This is a genomic window from Streptomyces venezuelae (assembly GCF_008642335.1).
Taxonomy (GTDB): Bacteria; Actinomycetota; Actinomycetes; order Streptomycetales; family Streptomycetaceae; genus Streptomyces; species Streptomyces venezuelae_F.
In genome coordinates this window covers 1,579,089-1,599,818 of the sequence record NZ_CP029191.1, presented here as the reverse complement: position 1 = coordinate 1,599,818, position 20,730 = coordinate 1,579,089, and the positions used below count along the sequence as shown (strand labels likewise).

At 71.7% G+C, this 20,730-nt stretch carries 17 protein-coding genes and 1 pseudogene; 11 read left to right on the top strand and 7 right to left on the bottom strand.

Annotated features, from left to right (window positions below; all coding sequences use genetic code 11):
• Positions 1-60: 60 nt before the first annotated feature.
• Positions 61-1,539, top strand: coding sequence for a ribosome biogenesis GTPase Der (gene der, locus DEJ49_RS07045; RefSeq protein ID WP_150183322.1), 1,479 nt, complete (start codon positions 61-63; stop codon positions 1,537-1,539).
• A gap of 89 nt (positions 1,540-1,628) precedes the next feature.
• Here der and DEJ49_RS07040 read toward each other — a convergent pair whose 3' ends face one another.
• The gene (locus DEJ49_RS07040; RefSeq protein WP_409237103.1) at positions 1,629-1,925 is read right to left on the bottom strand and encodes a hypothetical protein; all 297 of its coding nucleotides are present in this window, start codon (positions 1,923-1,925) and stop codon (positions 1,629-1,631) included.
• Positions 1,926-2,101: 176 nt separating this feature from the next.
• Complete coding sequence (locus tag DEJ49_RS07035) at positions 2,102-2,884, bottom strand: hypothetical protein (RefSeq protein WP_150183320.1); 783 nt, start codon at positions 2,882-2,884, stop codon at positions 2,102-2,104.
• A gap of 526 nt (positions 2,885-3,410) precedes the next feature.
• On the opposite strand from DEJ49_RS07035, the gene DEJ49_RS07030 reads away from it, so the two are divergent.
• On the top strand, positions 3,411-4,052 hold the full coding sequence (locus tag DEJ49_RS07030; RefSeq protein ID WP_150183319.1) for a transglycosylase family protein: 642 nt from the start codon (positions 3,411-3,413) through the stop codon (positions 4,050-4,052).
• 84 nt (positions 4,053-4,136) lie between these two features.
• Positions 4,137-4,700 carry a transglycosylase family protein gene (locus DEJ49_RS07025; protein WP_150183318.1) on the top strand — a complete coding sequence of 188 codons (564 nt, stop codon included), beginning with the start codon at positions 4,137-4,139 and terminating at the stop codon, positions 4,698-4,700.
• Here the strand turns inward: DEJ49_RS07025 and DEJ49_RS07020 are convergent.
• From DEJ49_RS07020 to DEJ49_RS07010, 3 genes are read right to left on the bottom strand one after another with little or no spacing between them, the layout of a single operon-like run.
• The gene (locus DEJ49_RS07020) at positions 4,666-5,346 is read right to left on the bottom strand and encodes an ATP-binding cassette domain-containing protein (RefSeq protein ID WP_150183317.1); all 681 of its coding nucleotides are present in this window, start codon (positions 5,344-5,346) and stop codon (positions 4,666-4,668) included. The two genes, DEJ49_RS07025 and DEJ49_RS07020, sit on opposite strands and share 35 nt — an antisense overlap.
• The gene (locus tag DEJ49_RS07015) at positions 5,347-8,034 is read right to left on the bottom strand and encodes an ABC transporter permease subunit (RefSeq protein ID WP_150183316.1); all 2,688 of its coding nucleotides are present in this window, start codon (positions 8,032-8,034) and stop codon (positions 5,347-5,349) included.
• A 4-nt stretch (positions 8,035-8,038) separates the two neighbouring features.
• Positions 8,039-8,545, bottom strand: a complete 507-nt coding sequence (locus DEJ49_RS07010) for a hypothetical protein (protein WP_150188086.1) — start codon at positions 8,543-8,545, stop codon at positions 8,039-8,041.
• 146 nt (positions 8,546-8,691) lie between these two features.
• Here DEJ49_RS07010 and DEJ49_RS07005 point away from each other — a divergent pair, with 146 nt between their 5' ends.
• The 5 genes from DEJ49_RS07005 (at position 8,692) to DEJ49_RS06985 (ending at position 13,925) form a co-directional block, all read left to right on the top strand.
• Positions 8,692-9,261, top strand: coding sequence for a hypothetical protein (locus tag DEJ49_RS07005; protein ID WP_411757142.1), 570 nt, complete (start codon positions 8,692-8,694; stop codon positions 9,259-9,261).
• A complete protein-coding gene (locus DEJ49_RS07000) occupies positions 9,236-10,528 on the top strand; it encodes an ABC transporter substrate-binding protein (RefSeq protein WP_150183315.1) in 1,293 nt (430 codons plus the stop codon). The genes DEJ49_RS07005 and DEJ49_RS07000 overlap by 26 nt, the downstream gene beginning before the upstream one ends.
• A 163-nt stretch (positions 10,529-10,691) precedes the next feature.
• The gene (locus tag DEJ49_RS06995) at positions 10,692-11,954 is read left to right on the top strand and encodes a glycosyltransferase family 4 protein (RefSeq protein ID WP_150183314.1); all 1,263 of its coding nucleotides are present in this window, start codon (positions 10,692-10,694) and stop codon (positions 11,952-11,954) included.
• Positions 11,951-12,817 (top strand): FixH family protein, encoded by an 867-nt coding sequence (locus tag DEJ49_RS06990; RefSeq protein WP_150183313.1) that lies wholly within the window; start codon positions 11,951-11,953, stop codon positions 12,815-12,817. Before DEJ49_RS06995 ends, DEJ49_RS06990 begins: the two co-directional genes overlap by 4 nt.
• Positions 12,818-12,848: 31 nt before the next feature.
• The gene (locus DEJ49_RS06985; protein WP_150183312.1) at positions 12,849-13,925 is read left to right on the top strand and encodes a helix-turn-helix transcriptional regulator; all 1,077 of its coding nucleotides are present in this window, start codon (positions 12,849-12,851) and stop codon (positions 13,923-13,925) included.
• A gap of 43 nt (positions 13,926-13,968) precedes the next feature.
• Here DEJ49_RS06985 and ctaD read toward each other — a convergent pair.
• Positions 13,969-15,498: pseudogene (gene ctaD, locus DEJ49_RS06980) on the bottom strand (cytochrome c oxidase subunit I); the annotation flags it as partial.
• Between the two features lie 439 nt (positions 15,499-15,937).
• Between ctaD and DEJ49_RS06975 the strand changes: the two are divergent.
• A complete protein-coding gene (locus DEJ49_RS06975; RefSeq protein ID WP_150183311.1) occupies positions 15,938-16,153 on the top strand; it encodes an I78 family peptidase inhibitor in 216 nt (71 codons plus the stop codon).
• Between the two features lie 127 nt (positions 16,154-16,280).
• Here DEJ49_RS06975 and DEJ49_RS06970 read toward each other — a convergent pair whose 3' ends face one another.
• Positions 16,281-17,309, bottom strand: coding sequence for a phosphatase PAP2 family protein (locus DEJ49_RS06970; RefSeq protein ID WP_150183310.1), 1,029 nt, complete (start codon positions 17,307-17,309; stop codon positions 16,281-16,283).
• 425 nt (positions 17,310-17,734) lie between these two features.
• On the opposite strand from DEJ49_RS06970, the gene DEJ49_RS06965 reads away from it, so the two are divergent.
• On the top strand, positions 17,735-19,369 hold the full coding sequence (locus DEJ49_RS06965; RefSeq protein WP_150183309.1) for an MFS transporter: 1,635 nt from the start codon (positions 17,735-17,737) through the stop codon (positions 19,367-19,369).
• Positions 19,370-19,533: 164 nt separating this feature from the next.
• Positions 19,534-20,730, top strand: a complete 1,197-nt coding sequence (locus tag DEJ49_RS06960) for an acyl-CoA dehydrogenase family protein (protein WP_150183308.1) — start codon at positions 19,534-19,536, stop codon at positions 20,728-20,730.

Below are 20,730 nucleotides of genomic sequence, written 5' to 3'. Positions count from 1 at the left end.
GCAGGACCGACACGAGGCCGGTGCACCGATCACCACGATGAACGACGAGGTACGGACTTCATGAACGACCAGATCCAGCCCGAGGGCGACGGCTTCGCCGAGCACGACCACGGGGCGCTCGGCGACGCCGAGTACGCACAGTTCATGGAGCTCGCCGCCGAAGAGGGCTTCGACATCGAGGACGTCGAGGGCGCCATCGAGGAGGCGGGCCACGGCCCGCTGCCCGTCCTCGCCGTCATCGGCCGCCCCAATGTCGGCAAGTCGACTCTGGTGAACCGCATCATCGGCCGCCGCGAGGCCGTCGTGGAGGACCGCCCCGGCGTGACCCGCGACCGCGTCACCTATGAGGCCGAGTGGTCGGGCCGCCGCTTCAAGCTCGTCGACACCGGCGGCTGGGAGCAGGACGTGCTCGGCATCGACGCGTCCGTCGCCGCCCAGGCGGAGTACGCGATCGAGGCCGCGGACGCCGTGGTCTTCGTCGTCGACGCCACGGTCGGCGCCACCGACACGGACGAGGCCGTCGTGCGCCTGCTCCGCAAGGCCGGCAAGCCCGTCGTGCTCTGCGCCAACAAGGTCGATGGCCCGTCCGGCGAGGCCGACGCCACCGCCCTGTGGTCCCTTGGCCTCGGCGAGCCGCACCCGATCTCCGCGCTGCACGGCCGCGGCACCGGCGACATGCTGGACGCCGTCCTGGAGGCGCTGCCCGAGGCGCCCGCGCAGACCTTCGGCACGGCCATCGGCGGACCGCGCCGCATCGCGCTCATCGGCCGTCCGAACGTCGGCAAGTCCTCGCTGCTCAACAAGGTGGCCAACGAGGACCGCGTGGTCGTCAACGAGCTGGCGGGCACCACCCGCGACCCGGTCGACGAGCTCATCGAGCTGGGCGGCGTGACCTGGAAGTTCGTCGACACGGCGGGCATCCGCAAGCGCGTCCACCTCCAGCAGGGCGCGGACTACTACGCCTCGCTGCGCACCGCGGCCGCCGTCGAGAAGGCGGAGGTCGCGGTGATCCTCATCGACGCCTCCGAGACCATCTCGGTCCAGGACCAGCGCATCGTGACCATGGCCGTCGAGGCGGGCCGTGCGATCGTCGTCGCGTACAACAAGTGGGACACCCTCGACGAGGAGCGCCGCTACTACCTGGAGCGGGAGATCGAGACGGAGCTCGGCCAGGTGGCCTGGGCACCGCGCGTCAACGTGTCGGCGGCCACGGGGCGCCACATGGAGAAGCTGGTCCCGGCGATCGAGGCGGCCCTGGAGGGCTGGGAGACGCGCGTGCCGACCGGGCGTCTGAACGCGTTCCTCGGCGAGATCGTCGCCTCGCACCCGCACCCGGTCCGCGGCGGCAAGCAGCCCCGCATCCTCTTCGGCACGCAGGCCGGCACCAAGCCGCCGCGGTTCGTCTTCTTCGCCTCCGGCTTCATCGAGGCGGGCTACCGCCGCTTCCTCGAGCGCCGTCTGCGCGAGGAGTTCGGCTTCGAGGGCACGCCGATCCACATCTCGGTGCGGGTGCGCGAGAAGCGCGGCCGCAAGAAGTAGCACCGCCCGCGGGCGTCTCCGTACGCAAGCCGAATGCCCGGCCCCCCGTCGTGGGGAGGCCGGGCATTCGGCTGTCCGGGGGAACGCGCTCAGTGCCCGCGGCGCGGGCCGGGCGGCAGCGCCGCGGGGAACGGGTGGTGGCTCGTGCCGTGGTGCTCGTACTGACCGGGGCGCGCCATGTGGAACGGGCTGTAGCGCGGGTCGTGCCGTGCGTCCATGCGGTGCTGCCCGCCGTACGGCCCCGGGGCGAAGGCGGTGAACCCCAGGTCCTCCTCGCCGCTCCGGTCGCCCGGCAGGGCCCTGAAGGACCTGAGGTACTCCGAGTACAGCGCGTCGTAGATGGGTGTGGCCGAGTGGTGGCCCGTCGAGTCCTGCGCGGTGCGCATGGACGGGATGGGGCTCTGGTACGCCGGCCGGTGGCGGGAGGGGTCGTATGGATGCACGTATGTGCCAACGAAACGGGCGCTCCCCGGATGCGGGGGGCCGCACCGGTTTCCCCGTCCGGCACCAGTGTGACCGGCGCGTTCGGGGCCCGGGGCGGCCCTCGCGGGTGGCCGGCCGCTCAGGTTCCGGCGAGCGGCAGCGCGCTCGCGACGAGCCGGCCGTGGGTCGCCGCCTTGTCCAGCGCGTCCCGCAGCATGTCCTCGCGCGGCTGCCGGCCGATGGAGCCGACGGGGGCCGCGAAGAGCAGCACGGTCTGGGTCTTGTTGGCCGCGGTCCGCCAGTCCTCGGTGACCTGGAGCGGGTGGTGCGCCTGCCACCAGGCGACGGGGGAGCCGCCGCTGGTGCCGGGCTGCAGGATGGCGTGCAGCTGGCCCATGGCGAGCAGCACCGACCAGCCGGGCAGCGCGGGCGGCACGCTGTCGAGGGAGGCCACGGGCATGAAGCCCTGCTCGATCAGGAGCGACAGGAACTCGTCGCCGCCGCCCGGCTCGCTGCCGGGGCGGGCGATGGCCCCGGTCGGCTCCACGACGAGGGCGGGGCGCAGCTCGCCCTCGATCAGGACGAGGCCGCTGGTCACGCCGAGCACGGCCTGGCTCGGCGCCGCGTCGTCCGCCGTGGCGCCGTCGTCGCCGGTGATCGAACGGACGGCGCCCTGCAGCTGCTCCTCGGTGACCGTGACGATCTGGGAGGGCAGGCAGGTGGCGTGGGCGAAGGCCAGCACGGCCGTCTCGTCGCCGACGAACAGGACGGTGCTGGTGCGCTCCTGTTCCGCGTCGCCGGGGGTGCGGCAGGACGTGCAGTCGTAGCTGCCCGGGGTGTTGTCTCCGGCGAGCAGCCGGTCGGCTTCTTCGTCGCCGATCTCGGCGCGTACGTCGTCGCTGACGTCCAGCATGCGCGGCACGGGGGGCTCCTCGGGATCGTCATATGGGGTGCATGGGGAGGGTGTGACGGGCCGGACCGTGTCCGGCTCATAAGGACTCAACGGCGGATCAGTGGCGCAAGTCACGCACGAAGGCGAACGGAATCGAACCATCCGCAGCGGAGGGTGAAACGGGCGGCGGAATGTGTCACTCCGCGCCAACAGGTGCTGGGCGCACGGAGGTTGGGGCGGTGAGCTGGGTCACAGATCGCTGGTAGTGGCGGTCACTAAATCCGGATATCGGCCAATGAAGTGGGTGGCCTGAAGTCGCTGATACCGCTGGTAACGCCCAACTGGCCTGGAATGACAAGGACTTGGTTGATACGGGGCGGAAGGACTCCTAGATTCCACCGCCGTGTGCAGCGAGCACCGCTCGGGTACGTCCGCCGGTCGCATCAGCCAGCTCGAGCACCGACACCGGCGGGCGGGGCCGGCCGGACCCCAGGCGCCGGATGCGTGAGGGGTCGCACGGCCCTGGGGGAGCCCGGGTCCTGCGAGAGGGAAATTCATGTCCGCACGTCCCAAGGGCACGCGCACCATGGCAGTGATCGGAGGGGCCGCGCTCCTGGCCCCGCTGGGCCTGCTCGCCGCGACCGGCCAGGCCGGAGCCGCGGACAGCGGAGTGTGGGACCGCATCGCACGGTGCGAGAGCGGCGGAAACTGGCAGACCAACACGGGCAACGGCTACTACGGCGGGCTGCAGTTCTCCGCCGGTACGTGGCGTGCGTACGGCGGCGGGGCCTATGCGCCGACCGCCGACAGGGCGTCGAAGGCGCAGCAGATCGCCGTCGCCGCCAAGGTGCAGCGGGCGCAGGGGTGGGGGGCCTGGCCCTCCTGCTCGGCTCGGGCCGGGGCGTATGGAAGCGCGCCGGGCGGTGCCGCACCGGTGCCGAAGGCGGCGAAACCCGCACCCAGGGCCGCGAAGCCCGCACCCAAGGCGGTCGGGCAGCGGCCCGGTGGGACCGCGGACCGCTCCCACCGGGGCCCCTTGCGCGGCACCTCCGGCAGCTACACCGTCCGGCCGGGCGACACCCTCAGCGTCATCGCGGCCCGGCACGGGACGGACTGGCGGTGGGTGTACGCGGCCAACCGGCAGGTCATCGGCGGTGACCCGGACATGATCGTGCCGGGGCAGCGGCTGAGCCTCTGATCGGATCGTCCGACCGGGTGGGGGCCGGCTCCGCGGCGGCGCGGCAGGCCGTGGGCCCGTCGCGGAGCTGCCTAGCGTGACCCGATGCACCGTAAGTCGATTCAGCGTGTCAGGTCCGTGTCCCTGGTCGTCGGCGCGGTTCTCGCGGCGGCGGTGGCGCTGCCGTCGGGCGCCGCCTACGCCGCTCCGAAGCCGTACGACTGCTCCCTGGACAAGGGCCCGTGGCACTGCCTCGCCGAGTGCGAGAGCAACGGACGATGGCAGACCAACACGGGCAACGGCTTCTACGGAGGACTGCAGTTCTGGCAGCCCACCTGGGAGGAGCACGGCGGGCTCAAGTACGCGCCGCGCGCCGATCTCGCCACCCGGGAAGAACAGATCAAGGTCGCCGAGAAGGTGTTGCGCACCCAGGGCTGGAAGGCGTGGCCCGCCTGTTCCAAGGCGGTGCGCATCGAGCGGTTCGACAGACGCGTCCACACGGTGAAGCCGGGCGAGACGCTGAGTTCGGTCGCCCGCCGCTACGACGTGAAGGGAGGCTGGAAGGCCCTGTACGAGGCCAACCGGGACAAGGTCGGGAGCCGTCCCGAACGGCTCGCCGTCGGCACGCTCCTCGTCATTCCGGGGCGTACCGCGACCGGGCGGGGCTGAGCTCTGCCGCCTCTCCGCTGAACACGACCGCGCCCCGGCGTAGTTCGTGCACGACCGCCGTCCGGCCCGTGCCCTTCCGCAGGCCGGGCGGCAACCGCTGCTCGGCGAGGACCACGCAGGCGTCGAGGCTCTCCAGGAGGGCGTACGTGCGGGTCGCGACGGCGGGTGACATGCCCTGCGTCGGCTCATCCAGGAGGATGACGGTGGCGTGGGCCAGCAGTGCTCTGGAGAGGGCCAGCATGCGCTGTTCGCCCCCCGAGAGGGTGCCCGCGCGGCGGGACAGGAGCGGGCGCAGCTCGGGGTAGGCGTCCAGCGCGCGTGCGGGGGACCCGGAGGGGTGGGCGAGGGCGAGGTTCTCCGCGACGGTGAGGGAGGAGAACACGGCTGCCCGGTCCGGTACGAAGCAGAGGCCCTGGGCGGCCCGTTCGTGCGCCGGTCGGCGCGTGATGTCCCGTCCGTCGCGGACGACGGTGCCCGCGGAGAGCGGGACCGTGCCGGCCAGGGCGCGCAGAACGGTGGTCCTGCCCGCGCCGTTGCGGCCGATGAGGACGGTGAGGGCGGCGGCGGGAGCGGCCAGTGTGATGCCGTGCAGGGCCTCCAGGGGGCCGTAATGCACGCGGGCGTCACGCAGTTCGATGCCGTGCATTCAGTGCGCCTCTTCCAGTACCTGGCCCGCGGGGCCGCTCGTCACGATGCGGCCCGCCGCCATCACGTGCACGGTGTCGGCGAGGCCCGCGACGAGGTCGAGGTCGTGTTCGACCACGAGGAGTGCCATGCCGTCGGCGGCGAGGGCCCTCAGGAGGGTGGCGAGTGTGGTGACCTCTGCTGCGTCCAGGCCCGCGGCGGGTTCGTCCAGGAGGAGGGTGTGGGGGGTGCCGGCCAGGGCTCTGGCCAGTTCCGTGCGTCTGAGGGTTCCGGTGGGGAGGTCTGTCGCGGGGCTGGTGCGGAGGGTCGTGAGGTCCAGGAGGCGGAGGATCTGGGCGACGGTGCTTTGGGGGTTGCTCTGCCGATCCGCGCCCACCTGGACGTTCTCCGCGATCGTCAGGGACGGGAAGACCGCCACGTCTTGGAAGGTGCGGGCCAGGCCGGCGCGGGTGCGGGCGTGTGCGGGGAGCGCCGTGATGTCGCGGGTGCCTAGTTCCATGCGTCCGGATGTGGGGCTGAGGGTGCCGGCCAAGCAGTGGAACAGGGTGCTTTTGCCTGCGCCGTTGGGGCCCACGATGGCGGTGATCCGGCCGGGTGGGACGGTGAGGGTTACGTCGTTCAGGGCCGTGAAGCCGTCGTAGGTGACGGTGAGGTGGTGGGCCGTCAGGGTGCCGGCCCCGCGCGCGGTTTGTTTCGGGTGCGGGGCCGCGGGGGTTTCTGCGTGCTCGCCATCCCTGCGGTGAGGTTCTTCTCCATTGGCTCTGTCATCGGGGCCACTGTGCTGCGCGCGCAGAAACCCCCGCGGCCCCTCCCGTCGGTTGGGCGGCTGCGGGGCGGTGGGGGGTGGCGGGAGGGCCTTGCGGGTTCGTTCGCCTGTCGGGGTCAGGCGGGGGGTGCGGTGGAAGTGGTGGGTTGCTTTGCGCAGGGCCTCGTAGGGGCCGCCCGGGAAGCGGCCGATCAGGACTGCCAGGAGGCCTATCAGGGCTGCTGCCAGGCCGCCTTGTGTTCCCGCGTCCAGGCCCACCAGGAGGGCTGCTGCCGTCAATGCGCCGAGCACGCTGTCCGCGCCCAGGACGGTGATCGCGGCGAACCAGAGCAGGCCGCGTATGGGGTCGTACGCCTCCGCGTCGAACGCCCGTTGGCCCATTGCCAGCATGCCGCCGCCGAGTGCCGCCAGCGCCGCTCCCGTCACGAACGCGGTGAGTTTGAGGGCCGGGACCGGTACGCCTGCTGCCGCGGCGCCCGCCTCGTGGTCCCGCATCGCCGCGAGCGCCCGGCCTGTGCGGCCCCTGCGCAGGGCGATGACCAGGAGGAGGGAGGTGGCCAGGAGGGCCAGTTCCAGGAGGTAGTAGGTGCGGTCGCTGGTGAAGGCCGCGGGGCGGTCCAGGGTCAGGGCCGATGTCGCGTACGGCTGGGTGAAGACGAAGCGGCTGACTCCCACGCCCACCGCGAAGGTGGCGAGCGCGAGGGACAGGCCGTGGCGGCTGATCGCGGGCCAGCCGGTGAGGACGCCGAGGGGGGCGACGAGGAGGACCGCCACGGCCAGGGCGGGCAGGTGCGGGAGTTCGGGGAGGCCGGGGAAGCGGCCCGCCGTGAGGAGGGCCGTGAAGAGGGCGCCCAGGCCCGCGTACGCCGCCTGCCCGAGTGAGATCTGGCCGCCCCTGCCCGTGACGATCACGAGGGAGAGGAGGATCACGGCGAGTGCGGGGACCTGGACCGCGGTCGTCAGGTCGGAGCCCGCGAAGCCGAGCGGGATGAGGAAGAGCACCGCCGCCACGGTCCACGCCCCCGGGGGCGTGGGGACGCGGGCCGTCGCCGTGCGGGGCAGGGCGTCCTGGGAGCCGATGCCGGGGAAGAGCAGGGCCGCGGCCAGGAGGGCGATGACGAAGAGGTTCGCGCTCGCGGTTTGGAGCAGTTGCTCCGGGAGGCCGCCCGGGTGCAGGCGTGTCAGCTGGCTCTGGGCCACGCCCAGGGCGAGCGCGACCGCCATGGCCACGGGCAGGCTGCGCATGCCGGCGAGCACGGCGACCGCCACCACCTCCATGACGAGGAGCGGCATGCCGTACGGGTCGAGACGTACGTAGGGGGCGAGCAGGACGCCCGTGAGGCCCGCCGTGAAGGAGCCGAACGCCCAGCCCGCCGCGGCCACCCGGTCCGCGTCGATGCCGGAGAGCACGGCCAGGCGGCGGTTGTCGACGACCGCCCGCAGATCCGTGCCGAAGCGGGTCCAGCGGGTCAGCGCGCCCACCGCTGCGGCGAGGGCGACGGCCGCGCCCAGCTGGGTCCAGGGTTCCCCCGGGAGGAGTTCGGGTGCGTCGTCGCGGGCGCCGGGGCCCCAGACGAGTGCCGCTCCGCCGACGAGCAGGACGAAGACGCCGATGGAGGCGACCAGGGTGCGGGCCGGGTCCCCGCCGAGCACCGCCAGTGGGCGGAAGACCGCGCGGTCCAGGAGCAGGCCGATGGCCGGTGCGAACAGGAGGAGCGTTGCTGTCGCGGCCAGGGGGAGCGGCCAGTGCCATTCGGTCGTCAGGTGGCGCAGGACGTAGGCGCAGAGCATCGCCACCGCGCCGTGCGCGAAGTTGAGGACGCCGGTCGCGCGGTGGGTGACGATCAGGCCGATGCCGGTGAGGGCGGCCGCGCTGCCGACCGAGAGCCCGGCCAGGGTGAGGTCGTAGCTCAGGGACGCCACCGCGTCACTGCTCCGGGGTGGCGGGGTCCGGAGGGCGGGGTGGTTCGCAGATCGGGCAGGGGGCCAGGGCCTGGGCGGAGAGGGCCGTGGCGTCCGCGGGGACCGCTTGCGGTTTCCCTGCTATCAGTGGGCAGTCCGCCCGGTGCCAGAGCGTGCCGCCGGGGATCATGAGGGGCGTGCTGTCGGCTGTGGTGGGGGTTTGTTGCGGGGGCGGCGGTGGTTGTGTGGTCACCAGCAGGCCGTACAGCTCTTCCACTCGTGCCGCCGCCAGGACGCTTCTGCCGTGCGTCAGCAGCAGCGTGCCCGCGATGATCAGCGCGGCGCCCGGCACCGTGCAGGACGCCAGGTAGGGCAGTTGGCGCTCGGCGAACCGCTCCCCGGACATGCCGTACCAGCCGAGTACGCAGAGCACCGCACCGACGGCGAGCGACGCGAAGGCCGCCCACAGCATGGGGTGCACGGCCCGCAGGCGTGCCGCACCGTCCGTCCGAGCTGTCCGATCCGCCCGCATCGAGGCCCCCTGGGACACGTCGTCGGTCACATCAGTGACGTCGGTGGGCTGTCCATGTCAGCCGATGGCTTGCACTATGCCTTCTGCAAGCCGACGCTGAAAGCTCCGGGCCCGCTCGGTCCGGACCGATACCCGGTGGTGACCAGATGGTTCTCGGGATCAGCCCCAGGCGGGGGATGCGGGGAGGGCGGGGGCGGGCCCGGGGGGTGGGGCCGGTGGCCGTCGCGGTCCTGCTCATCGGGCCGGGCGCCGTGGCCTGCGGGGACGACAGTGGGGGCGGAGGCGGGGCCTCGCCGCCCGAGCCGTCCGTGGAGAAGAGCAGTGAGCCGGGTGGCCGCGGGTCCGCGTCCGCTCCCGCCGATCCGGCGGCCGCGGAGAAAGAGGTCACGGAGAACTGGGAGAAGTTCTTCGACCCGAAGACATCGCTGAAGGAGAAGGAGACCGTCCTGGAGAACGGTCCCGAGATGCGCGACGTCCTGGAGAGCTTCAGCGGCGACGAGCGCGGCAGGCAGGTCGCGGCGGACGTCACCGAGGTCGGGTTCGGCTCGGCGACGGAGGCGGACGTGACGTACGCGCTGACGCTGAAGGGCGCCACCGCGCTGCCCGACGCCTCGGGGACGGCCGTCAACCAGGACGACACCTGGAAGGTCTCCGTCAAGACCCTCTGCGCCCTGGTGAAGCTGAGCGGCAATGAGTCGCCGGGCCCCGGCTGTTGAGACGCTGCTCGTCGTCGCGGTCCTGCTGGTGGGCGCGGCCTGCGGGAGCCGGCTGCCCGAGAGCGACTTCGAGCGGCGCGGCCCGGCGCCCGCACCGGTCGGGGGAGCGCCGGTCAGGGTCGGCGTCATCACCAGCGCGACCAGCCCGGTCGGCGGCGCCGCGTTCACCGGGCCGCGCGACGGGGCGAAGGCCTATTTCGACCGGCTGAACGCGCGGGGCGGCGTCGGGGGGCGCAAGGTCGAGGTGCGCACCTGCGACGACGGCGGCAGCGGCGTCGGCAACAACGACTGCGTGCACCGGCTCGTCGAGGAGGAGAAGGTCGTCGCGCTCGTCGCCACGTCGGCCCTGGACTACGCGGGCGCCGCCCGTGTCTCGCGGGCCGGCGTGCCCGACATCGGGGGGCAGCCCATCGGGGCGGCCTACGAGACGTATCCGCATCTCTATGGGATCTACGGGAGTCTTGCCCCGCGCAAGGGGAAGCCGGGGTGGGATGGCGAGCTTTACGGGGGGACCGAGGTCTACCGCTACTTCAAGCGGGAGCAGGGCGCGCGGACCGCGGCCGTCGTCTCCTACAACCAGGCCGCCTCCGCCGCGTACGCCCGGCTCGTCACCCGGGGCCTCGAGGCCGAGGGCTACAAGGTGGTCACCGAACAGGTCGACTTCGCGCTGCCCAACTTCCGCGCCGCCGCGGCCGACCTCAAGGAACAGGGCGCCGACCTGGTCTTCGACGCGATGGACACGCACGGCAACGCCCGGCTGTGCGAGGCGATGGACGACGTCGGCGCGGAGGTCACCGCCAAGGTCACCAACGTGCAGAACTGGACCTCCTCCGTCGGCGACGACTACAAGGACGCCCCCCGCTGCCGCAACGCCCTGTGGGCCACCGGGTCGAGCAGGAACTACGAGGACACCGGGCACCCGGCCGTACGCGCGTTCCGTGCCGCCATGCGTGGCAAGGACTTGTCACAGTGGCAGCTGGAGGGCTGGGCCGCCGCCATGTGGTTCACCGACGCCGCGAAGTCCTGCCTGAGCGGTGGCGGGAGCGATGTCACGCGCGCGTGCGTGGACCGTTTCATGAACCGGAACAAGCCGTATTCGGCGCGGGGGCTGCTGATCCCCGTGACGTTCGAACACCGGACGGAGCCGCCGAGGACCCGCAGGACGTGTCTGTCCGTCGCGCGCTGGCGGGACGGTGAGGGATGGGTCACGCAGGGCGACATGAACAAGGAATGTTTCGACGTGCCCCAGCTCGCGTACCAGCCTTGATGCACGAGACCGCAGAAAGGTTCCCATTCATGGCTACCGATCACGCATCTGTTCGGGAACAGGATGGTGAGGAAACCCAACCCTTGGCCAGGAATCCCCGTCTAACCCTGCGGTAGGCGGACGAGGGGGACTGTCCGCATGGAAGCGCGGAATACGGGGACGCATGCACATCTCTTTCCTCATACACAACGCGTACGGAATCGGAGGGACGATCCGGACGACGTACAACCTGGCGAACACGCTGGCCCAACAGCATGACGTCGAGGTCGTATCCGTCTTCCGGCACCGTGACGAGCCCGTCTTCGCGCCTGACCAGCGCGTCCGACTGAGCCACCTCGTCGACCTGCGCAAGAACACGGCCGGCTACGAGGGAGACGACCCCGAGCACCTGCGCCCCGCCCGGACGTTCCCCAGCGCCGAGGGCCGCTACAACCAGTACAGCGCCCTGACCGACCGGCGCATCGCCGCGCACCTCGCGGGCGTCGACGCGGACGTCGTCATCGGCACCCGGCCCGGCCTCAACGTGCACCTCGCCCGCCAGACCGCGCGCGGGCCGCTGCGCGTCGGCCAGGAGCACCTCACGCTCGACAGCCACAGCAAGGAGCTGCGCCGCCAGCTCCGCAGCGTCTACCCCCGCCTCGACGTCCTGACCACGACGACCGAGGCCGACGCCCGCGCGTACACCCGCAAGATGCGGCTGCCCGGCGTACACGTCCAGGCCGTTCCGAACCCCGTCCCCGCGCCCGGCATCGAGCCCGCCGACGGCTCCCACAAGTGGGTCGTCGCGGCAGGCCGCCTCGCCCCGGTGAAGCGGTACGACCTGCTGATCAGGGCCTTCGACAAGGTGCGGCGCGAGCGACCCGACTGGCGGCTGCGGATCTACGGGGGCGGCAAGCAGAAGGACAAGCTGCGCGCCCTGATCGACGAGCTCGGCCTGTACAACCACGTCTTCCTCATGGGCCCCGCCCATCCGATCGAGCCCGAGTGGGCCAAGGGCTCCATCGCCGCCGTCACCTCCAGCCTGGAGTCCTTCGGCATGACGATCGTCGAGGCGATGCGGTGCGGACTCCCCGTCGTCGCCACCGACTGCCCGCACGGACCCGGCGAGATCATCTCCAACGGCGTCGACGGCCGGCTCGTCGAGGTCGGCAACGCCGACGCCATCGCCGGCGGACTGCTCGAACTGATCAACAACGACTCGCTCAGGCAGCAGATGGCGGGCGCGGCGCTGCAGGACTCCGAGCGCTTCGACCCGGAACGCATCGCCGAGCGCTACGACACCATGTTCACCGGGATGCTCGCCCGGGGGAGCTCGGTGGGGGGCCGGATGCGCGGCACCCTGCACCGCACGCGTGGCGCGCTGCTCGGGGGCGCCTACGCCGTGCGGGACCTCGGCCGGGCACAGACGAAGGGATCGACCGCATGACGGCCTTGGCCACCTCGCAGGCGGCGCACGCCGGGGACGACCAGGAGGCGTCGGGGGCGCCGCGTGCCGACTGCATCGCGGACTCCGCCGGTGGGCTCACGTTCGACGTCACCGACCCCGGCGAGCCGGGCACGGAGGCCGTCGCGCACCTCGTGCTGCGCCTGCGCGACGCCGACTCCGCCGAGGATGACGTACGGCTGCCGCTGACCCCGTCGGGCGACGGCAGACTGCGGGCCGCGCTGCCCAGCAGCGTCGAGCTCGCCGAGGGCCGCTGGAACGCGTTCGCGCAGGTCGCGGGCGGCGAACCGCGCCGCCTCATGCCGGGCGTCAACGACCTGCGCTCCCTGGTCGACCGCGCGCCGAGCGGCAGCCGCGGCCATGTCGCGGTGCGCATCCCGTACGCGACGAAGCAGGGCAACCTCTCGGTGCGCAGCTGGCTGCGGGCCCCGCACGCCGAGACCGGCGAGATAGAGATATCCGGCGCCGCCATGACCGTGCGGGGCCGGGTCTACGGCACCGCGCTCACCGACGACGGATACGTCGAGGCCGTCCGGCGCGACGAGCGCGACGCCGTCCAGCGGGCTCAGATCACCGCCGAGGGACCGGAGTTCTCCTTCGCGCTGCCCTACGGCCCGCTCGCCGAGCGCGGAGCGGGACCCTGGGACCTGTGGCTGCGCCCCGCAGGCGAGAGCGGGCCGCGCGTGCGCCTCGCCCGGCTCCTGGACGACGTCCCGGACAAGAAGGCGATCTTCACGTACCCGGTGGCGCCGTGCGTGACGGAGGAGCACGGCACGCTGGAGGCGGGCCCGTACTACACGCTCGACAACGACCTGTCCGTGCGGGTGCGCGAGGCCGGCGCGTAGGGGAGGCTCGCCCACGGGCACAATCACCTCCATGTTGGAGACCTCCGCACGACTGCTCCGCCTGCTCTCCCTGCTGCAGGCCCACCGTGACTGGTCCGGCGCGGACCTCGCCGAACGGCTCGGCGTCACCCCGCGCACGGTCCGGCGCGACGTGGACAGGCTGCGCGAGCTCGGCTACCCCGTGAACGCGAGCCCGGGTACCGGAGGCGGCTACCAGCTCGGCGCGGGGGCCGAGCTGCCGCCGCTGCTCCTGGACGACGACGAGGCGGTCGCGGTCGCCGTCGGGCTGCGGACCGCGGCGGGGCAGGGCGTCGAGGGCATCGGCGAGAGCTCGGTCCGCGCGCTCTCCAAGCTCGAACAGGTGCTGCCGAACCGGCTGCGCCGCCGCGTCGGCGCCCTGAACGCGTTCACCGTGCCGCTGCTGCGCGCCCCGCGGAGGGAGGGCGTCGACCCGGCGGTCCTCACCGAACTCGCCGACCTCTGCCGGGACTCGGAGCGGCTGCGCTTCGACTACCGCGACCACGGCGGCAGTTCCTCCCGCAGGACGGTGGAGCCGCACCGCCTGGTCTGCACCGAGCGCCGCTGGTACCTCGTGGCCTGGGACCTCGACCGCGAGGACTGGCGTACGTTCCGCGCGGACCGCATCGAGCCGAGACCGCCGCACGGCCCCCGCTTCGCACCGCGCACCCCACCGGCCGAGGACCTCGCCGCGTACGTCGCGCAGGGCCTCTCCACGCGCGCGTACGCCACGCACGCCGTCGTCCGCCTCCTCGTCCCCGTGGCGGAGGCGGCCCAGCGGCTCTCGCCCGCCGACGGCACCCTGGAGGCCGAGACCGCGGAGACGTGTCTGCTGCGCACGGGCGCGACGAGCCTGGACGTGATGGTCTTCCACGTGCTGTTCCTGGGCATCGAGTTCGAGGTCGTCGAGCCCCTGGAGCTCGCCGACCGAGTCAGGTCGGCGAGGGACCTCCTGAGCCGGGCCCTGGACCGGGGTGCTCGGTCTGCGGATCCTGACGCGGCCGGTCCTGGTCCCGCGCCTCGTACGCCGCGTACTCGGGATGGTGCAGATCGAACGCCGGGGACTCGGAGCGGACCCGGGGCAGCGTGACGAAGTTGTGCCGCGGCGGCGGGCAGGAGGTCGCCCACTCCAGGGAACGGCCGAAGCCCCAGGGATCGTCGACCTCGACCTTCTCGCCGTACTTGGCGGTCTTCCAGACGTTGTAGAGGAACGGCAGCGTCGACATGCCGAGCAGGAACGCGCCGATGGACGAGACGGTGTTGAGCACCGTGAAGCCGTCCGCCGCCAGGTAGTCCGCGTACCGTCGCGGCATGCCCTCGGCGCCCAGCCAGTGCTGGACGAGGAACGTCGTGTGGAACCCGACGAAGAGCGTCCAGAAGTGGATCTTCCCGAGCCGTTCGTCGAGCATCTTGCCGGTCAGCTTCGGCCACCAGAAGTAGAAGCCGCCGAAGGTCGCGAAGACGACGGTGCCGAACACGACGTAGTGGAAGTGCGCGACGACGAAGTACGTGTCCGTGACGTGGAAGTCGATGGGTGGCGAGGCGAGCAGGACGCCGGTGAGACCGCCGAACAGGAAGCTCACCAGGAACCCGACCGACCACAGCATGGGCGTCTCGAAGGACAGCGAGCCCTTGAGCATCGTGCCCGTCCAGTTGAAGAACTTGACGCCCGTCGGGACGGCGATGAGGAAGGACATGAAGGAGAAGAACGGCAGCAGGACCGCGCCGGTGGCGAACATGTGGTGTGCCCAGACGACCACGGAGAGACCGGTGATGGCCGTCGTCGCGCCGACCAGCGGCAGATAGCCGAAGATCGGCTTCCGGCTGAAGACGGGGATGATCTCCGTGATGATGCCGAAGAACGGCAGCGCGATGATGTAGACCTCGGGATGCCCGAAGAACCAGAAGAGGTGCTGCCAGAGCAGCGCACCGCCGAACTCCGCCTCGAAGACCACCGAGCCGAACCGCCGGTCCGCCTCCAGGACGAGCAGTGCGGCGGCGAGCACGGGGAACGCGATCAGCACCAGGATCGACGTGAACAGGACGTTCCAGGTGAAGATGGGCATTCGGAACATCGTCATGCCGGGCGCCCGCATGCCGATGATGGTGGTCAGGAAGTTCACCGAGCCGAGGATCGTGCCGAAGCCGGAGAGCGCGAGGCCCATGATCCACAGGTCGGCGCCGATGCCGGGCGACCGCTCCATGCTGTTGAGCGGGGCGTACGCGAACCAGCCGAACGCGGCGGGCCCGCTCGGCACGAGGAGCGAGCCGAGCACCATCAGGCCGCCGAAGAGGAACAGCCAGTACGAGAGCATGTTCAGCCGCGGGAAGGCGACGTCGGGCGAGCCGATCTGCAGCGGCATGATCTCGTTGGCGAACCCCGCGAACGTCGGCGTCGCGAAGAGCAGCAGCATGATCGTGCCGTGCATGGTGAAGGCCTGGTTGAACTCCTCGTTGCTCATCAGCTGCAGGCCGGGGCGGGCCAGTTCGGCCCGCATGAGCAGGGCGAGCGCGCCGGCGAGCAGGAAGAAGACGAACGACGTGATCAGGTAGAGGTGCCCGATCTTCTTGTGGTCCGTGGTCGTCAGCCAGTCCACGACGATCCGGCCGGGACGGCGGTCCCGCACCGGTCGTTCGGCCGCCCGCGCCGTCTCGGTCCCCATCGCCCGCCCCTTCGCCCTCGCGTTCCGGAGCCGCCCGCAGCCGCCCGCCCGAAGCTGTTCGAAGCCCACCCATGATGCTCGCGTCGCCGCGTGACCGACAGAGGGCGAGCCGGAATGGCGAATTCCTCCACACTTCGTCACCTTCCGCGCGGGCACCGGGATTCAGGAAAGAAGGCGTCCGGAAAAGGGCGTGAGGAGGGGGCGCGATCTTATTCGGACCGGTCTTTTCCGGGCGTATGGGAGAACCCTTCCGAGTGACGTCCGGACACTCGTGAATTACGTCGGTACAAGTCCGGAACCGCCCGTACGTGTGACGGAGTTCGACCAAAACACACGTCGTGATCCTGTGACGAAAGCGTGACCGGAGAGGTATCCGTGACGCAAGGTGTACGCCTCCCGGCCTTCACGGGCGGGGGCGCGCTCGCCTACCGTGGCGGGCATGGCACCTATCCCGACCCCTCCCACAGAGCCCCAGGACAGCCCGGAAGGTTACGTCGGTCTGCCGGCCGACGGCGCCGAGCGGCAGGCGCGCGAGCGCGGCTGGTCCACCGTCAGGTCGCTGCGGCCGGGCGCGATCATCACGATGGAGTACCTCGCGGGGCGGCTCAACTTCGAGGTCAAGGACGGCGTCGTGGCGCGCTGCTGGAAGGGCTGAGCCGACCGGCGGGCAACGACGGGAGACGACGGGCGCGCGGACGGCGGAAGGCCCCGGTTCCGAGACGGAACCGGGGCCTTCGCGGTGCGGGGGATGGGCTGTGCGTACCGGCCCCCGCTGTCGTGGGTCAGCCGCCCGCCACCGGGCGGGCCGACGTCGTGCCGCGCGGGACCCGGTCGGAGTGCGGCGGGCGGCGGCTGCCCGTCGGGGTGACCGGGGTGCGCTCCGAGCGGGCCGTGTGCGGCCCTGGGGCCAGATAGCCCACGGGGCGTGCGCCGCGGGCGGCCGCGACCGGCTCGCGCCCCGGCGCGTCCCCGTCCGGGGCCGAGCGCTGCGGGACCATGGCGGAGGCGCCCACCGGCGACGGGCCGGCCTCCGGCACCGTGATGATGCCGGTGCGGCGGGCCCGCCAGGACTCGCGGAGGCTGAAGATCACGGCCTCGACCCGGGCGATCAGCGTCTCGAACCAGGGGAGCGCCAGCAGGATGAGCAGACCCGCGGCCCAGCCGAGGAGGACGTCGCTCAGCCAGTGCGTACCGAGGTAGACGGTGGTGAGGCCGACGCTCAGGGAGACCACCGCGGAGAGCGCCGACAGATAGCGGCGGGTGCGCGGGGTCGAGGCGAGGTAGGCCAGGATTCCCCAGGTCACGACGGCGTTGGCGGTGTGGCCCGAGGGGAATATATCGCCGCCGAGCCACATCTCGTTCGAGCCGATCGCGGTGGCGTAGTGCGGGCCGAGGCGGCCCATGCCGAGCTTCGCGGCGCCCACGGTGACGTTGAGCAGGAGCAGGGCGGCGCCGAACATGAGGAGCGGGCGCAGCGTGTGCTGCCGCCAGGAGCGCCAGCCGAGCCAGGCCGCGACCATCACGGCCGTCGGGCCGCGCTGGCCCAGCACGACCCAGTAGTCGAGGAAGGCGTGGATCTCCGGCCACTGCTGGTAGGGCCGGAAGAACATGACCTGCCAGTCGAACCGCACCAGCCACGAGGTGGTCAGCACGGCGACGACCGTGGCGAGGTAGAAGGCCAGGGTCGCGCTGAAGAGCACGACCCTGTGCCGGCTCATCCTCGGCACATCGAGGTGGGCCGGTCGTTCCGGCTCACGGTCCAGCCGGGCGAAGACCCGGTCAAGACGGGTGAGGTTTCGTTCGGTACGCACCCAATCGACGTTACAGCGAGTGAGTGCGGCACTAGGCCGAATCAGTGTCTTTGTGATGACGATGTGATGTGGGATTGATCTCAACGCGAGGTTTATTCCAGAGGTTTGTTAATTCCTCACCGACTTCCTTAGTCAATTGGTTGATCATTTTCGTAGCGGTTTTATGCCCCTTATCAATCCGTTCACCGGGTCCTGGCGCGGAATTTCCCCTTCGATCACCGCGGACCCGCGCGGATGATTATGGCGGGATCGGGGCGGGCGTGGTGCATGCCACATCACATCCGTACAACCGTGAGAGGTCCGCCACGCGCCCCGGGCGCGGACTCGCGTACTCTGACGGCTCACTCGCCCTGTTCGCGCCGCCGAGGCCGGGAGTTCACCACCCCGCAGGCCGCCGATGCGAGGGACCACTGGGAGGTACGCACATGTCCGGGACGACCACGGCCGCAGCACCGCAGGGCCGTCGGGGATCCGGGGCCGGTGCCGGGGCCAACCGCTGGGTCGTGCTCGTCGTCCTCTGCGTGAGCCTGCTGCTCGTCGCCGTCGACGCCACCGTCCTGCACGTCGCGGTGCCCGCGGTCACCGAGGACCTGAAGCCCGGCGCCATAGAACTGCTGTGGATCGTCGACATCTATCCACTCGTCTGCGCCTCGCTCCTCATCCTCTTCGGCACGCTCGGCGACCGCGTCGGCCGCAGACGCGTCCTCCTCCTCGGATACGCCCTCTTCGGCGTCGCCTCCGCGGTCGCGGCCCTCGCGGACAACGCGCAGGTCCTCATCGCGGCCCGTGCGCTGCTCGGCGTCGGCGGGGCGATGATCATGCCCGCGACGCTGTCGATCCTGCGCCAGGTCTTCCCCGACCGGCGCGAGCGGGCCGTCGCCATCGGCCTCTGGAGCGCGGTCGCCGCGGTGGGCGCGGCCGTCGGACCGCTGCTCGGCGGGTTCCTCCTGGAGCACTTCTGGTGGGGCTCGGTCTTCCTCATAAACATCCCGCTGATGCTGGTCAGCCTGCCCATCGGCCGCTGGCTGCTGCCCGAGTCGACCGGCGACAGGGACGGGCCGTGGGACGTCGTCGGCGCGCTGATGGCCGCGACCGGGCTCTTCGGGCTCGTCCTCGGCGTGAAGCGGCTCGGCGGCGGCGAGGACCCCCTCGGCCTCACGACCCTCCTCTCCCTCTTCCTCGGCGGCGCCCTGCTCATCGGGTTCGTCCGCAGACAGCGGCGGCGCAAGCATCCGCTGGTCGACCTGTCGATGTTCATGCGGCCCGCGTTCAGCACGTCGGTCGGCTGCATCGTCCTCGCCATGCTGGCCCTCGTGGGCCTGGAACTGATCGCCGCGCAGTACCTCCAGCTGGTGCTGGGCCTCTCTCCGCTGGAGACGGGGCTGCGGCTGCTCCCGCTGACGGTCGCGGCGATGGCCGCGGGGCTCGCGGGCTCGAAGATGCTCGGTGGCCTCGGGCCGCGCACGATGGTCTGCGCCGGGTTCTGTCTGACCGCGTTCGCCGTGCTGCTGCTCACGGGTATGGGCGGCCACGCGAACGATGCGCTGCTTCTCGTCGGGTTCGTGCTGCTGGGGTTCGGTCTGGAGACGACGCTCTTCGGTGCGTACGAGTCGATGCTGAGCGAGGCGCCGCAGGCGCAGGCAGGCGGCGCGGCGGCGATCGGCGAGACGTCGTACCAGCTCGGTGCGGGGATCGGCATCGCGCTGCTCGGCAGCGTCATGAACGCGGCGTACGCGCCGGGGCTCTCGTCCGTGCAGGGGGTGTCCGCCGCGGACAGTGCGGCGGCGGGGCACTCACTGGGGGAGGCGTACGAGGTCGCCGCGCGGGTCGGGGGCGGGGCGGGGGACGCGCTGCGGAGCGCGGCTCGGGACTCTTTCGTGCATGGGCTGCATGTGACCTTGCTGGTCAGTGCGGGGCTGCTGTTGCTGGGGGCGGTGGCTGCGCTGCGGCTGCCGCGGGGGATGGAGTGCGGGGGTTCTGCCCCTGCGGGGCGGGCTGAGCAGGTGCCGGCGCCTCGGGACCCTGCGCGGGTCGGGGCGGGGTCGTCTGTCGACGTCTGACCTGCGGCGGGGTTTTTTGCGCAGTTCCCCGCGCCCCTACGAGGCGCGCCCCCGTGGGGCTCGCCCCACGGCGAGGGATGGTCTGGACGTGAGGGTGTGGGCGTCGTAACGTCGGCGCGAGTGTGCTAACTAACAGTGCTAGTTTTGTGTTGCCGGAGGCCCGCATGTCCGCAAGCGCCCGCATCCCTCTGCCGCCCTTCGACCCCGCCGACCCCCTCGGCATCGACGACCTCCTCGACCCCGAGGACCTCGCGATCCGGGACACCGTCCGGACCTGGGCCGCCGACCGCGTCCTGCCGCACATCGCCGACTGGTACGAGAAGGGTGAGCTGCCCGGTATCCGTGAGCTGGCCCGTGAGCTCGGTTCCATCGGGGCGCTCGGGATGTCCCTTGAGGGGTACGGCTGCGCGGGCGCCAGCGCCGTGCAGTACGGGCTCGCCTGTCTGGAGCTGGAGGCCGCCGACTCCGGCATCCGCTCCCTCGTCTCCGTGCAGGGCTCCCTCGCCATGTACGCCATCCACCGCTTCGGCTCCGAGGAGCAGAAGCAGCGCTGGCTGCCGGGCATGGCCGCCGGAGAGATCATCGGCTGCTTCGGTCTGACCGAGCCGGACCACGGCTCCGACCCGGCGTCCATGCGGACGCACGCCAAGAAGGACGGCACCGACTGGGTGCTCACCGGCCGGAAGATGTGGATCACGAACGGATCCGTGGCCGGCGTCGCCGTCGTCTGGGCGCAGACGGACGACGGCATCAGGGGGTTCGTCGTACCGACGGACAGTCCCGGTTTCTCGGCGCCCGAGATCAAGCACAAGTGGTCGCTGCGCGCGAGCGTCACCAGCGAGCTCGTCCTCGACGAGGTGCGGCTGCCCGCCGACGCGGTGCTGCCCGAGGTCGTGGGCCTGAAGGGCCCGCTGAGCTGTCTCTCGCACGCCCGCTACGGCATCGTCTGGGGCGCCATGGGCGCGGCCCGCTCCTCCTTCGAGGCAGCCGTCGACTACGCGCGCGGCCGCGAGCAGTTCGGCCGGGCCATCGGCGGCTTCCAGCTCACCCAGGCCAAGATCGCCGACATGGCGGTCGAGCTGCACAAGGGCGTCCTGCTCGCCCACCACCTGGGACGGCGCATGGACGCGGGGAAGCTGCGCCCCGAGCAGATCAGCTTCGGCAAGCTCAACAACGCCCGTGAGGCGATCGAGATCTGCCGCACGGCCAGGACCATCCTGGGCGCCAACGGGATCTCGCTGGAGTACCCCGTCATGCGGCACGCGACGAACCTCGAGTCCGTCCTCACCTACGAGGGCACGTCCGAGATGCATCAGCTGGTGCTGGGCAAGGCGCTCACCGGCCTCGACGCCTTCCGGTGA

Coding starts and splice junctions, on each gene's coding strand:
- DEJ49_RS06965 (WP_150183309.1), top strand. CDS start 17,735: ATGTCCGGGACGACCACGGCCGCAGCACCGCAGGGCCGTCGGGGATCC.
- der (WP_150183322.1), top strand. CDS start 61: ATGAACGACCAGATCCAGCCCGAGGGCGACGGCTTCGCCGAGCACGAC.
- DEJ49_RS06995 (WP_150183314.1), top strand. CDS start 10,692: ATGCACATCTCTTTCCTCATACACAACGCGTACGGAATCGGAGGGACG.
- DEJ49_RS07000 (WP_150183315.1), top strand. CDS start 9,236: ATGAGTCGCCGGGCCCCGGCTGTTGAGACGCTGCTCGTCGTCGCGGTC.
- DEJ49_RS06985 (WP_150183312.1), top strand. CDS start 12,849: ATGTTGGAGACCTCCGCACGACTGCTCCGCCTGCTCTCCCTGCTGCAG.
- DEJ49_RS06975 (WP_150183311.1), top strand. CDS start 15,938: ATGGCACCTATCCCGACCCCTCCCACAGAGCCCCAGGACAGCCCGGAA.
- DEJ49_RS07040 (WP_409237103.1), bottom strand. CDS start 1,925: ATGCGCACCGCGCAGGACTCGACGGGCCACCACTCGGCCACACCCATC.
- DEJ49_RS06990 (WP_150183313.1), top strand. CDS start 11,951: ATGACGGCCTTGGCCACCTCGCAGGCGGCGCACGCCGGGGACGACCAG.
- DEJ49_RS07025 (WP_150183318.1), top strand. CDS start 4,137: ATGCACCGTAAGTCGATTCAGCGTGTCAGGTCCGTGTCCCTGGTCGTC.
- DEJ49_RS07005 (WP_411757142.1), top strand. CDS start 8,692: ATGGTTCTCGGGATCAGCCCCAGGCGGGGGATGCGGGGAGGGCGGGGG.
- DEJ49_RS07020 (WP_150183317.1), bottom strand. CDS start 5,346: ATGCACGGCATCGAACTGCGTGACGCCCGCGTGCATTACGGCCCCCTG.
- DEJ49_RS07010 (WP_150188086.1), bottom strand. CDS start 8,545: ATGCGGGCGGATCGGACAGCTCGGACGGACGGTGCGGCACGCCTGCGG.
- DEJ49_RS07030 (WP_150183319.1), top strand. CDS start 3,411: ATGTCCGCACGTCCCAAGGGCACGCGCACCATGGCAGTGATCGGAGGG.
- DEJ49_RS06960 (WP_150183308.1), top strand. CDS start 19,534: ATGTCCGCAAGCGCCCGCATCCCTCTGCCGCCCTTCGACCCCGCCGAC.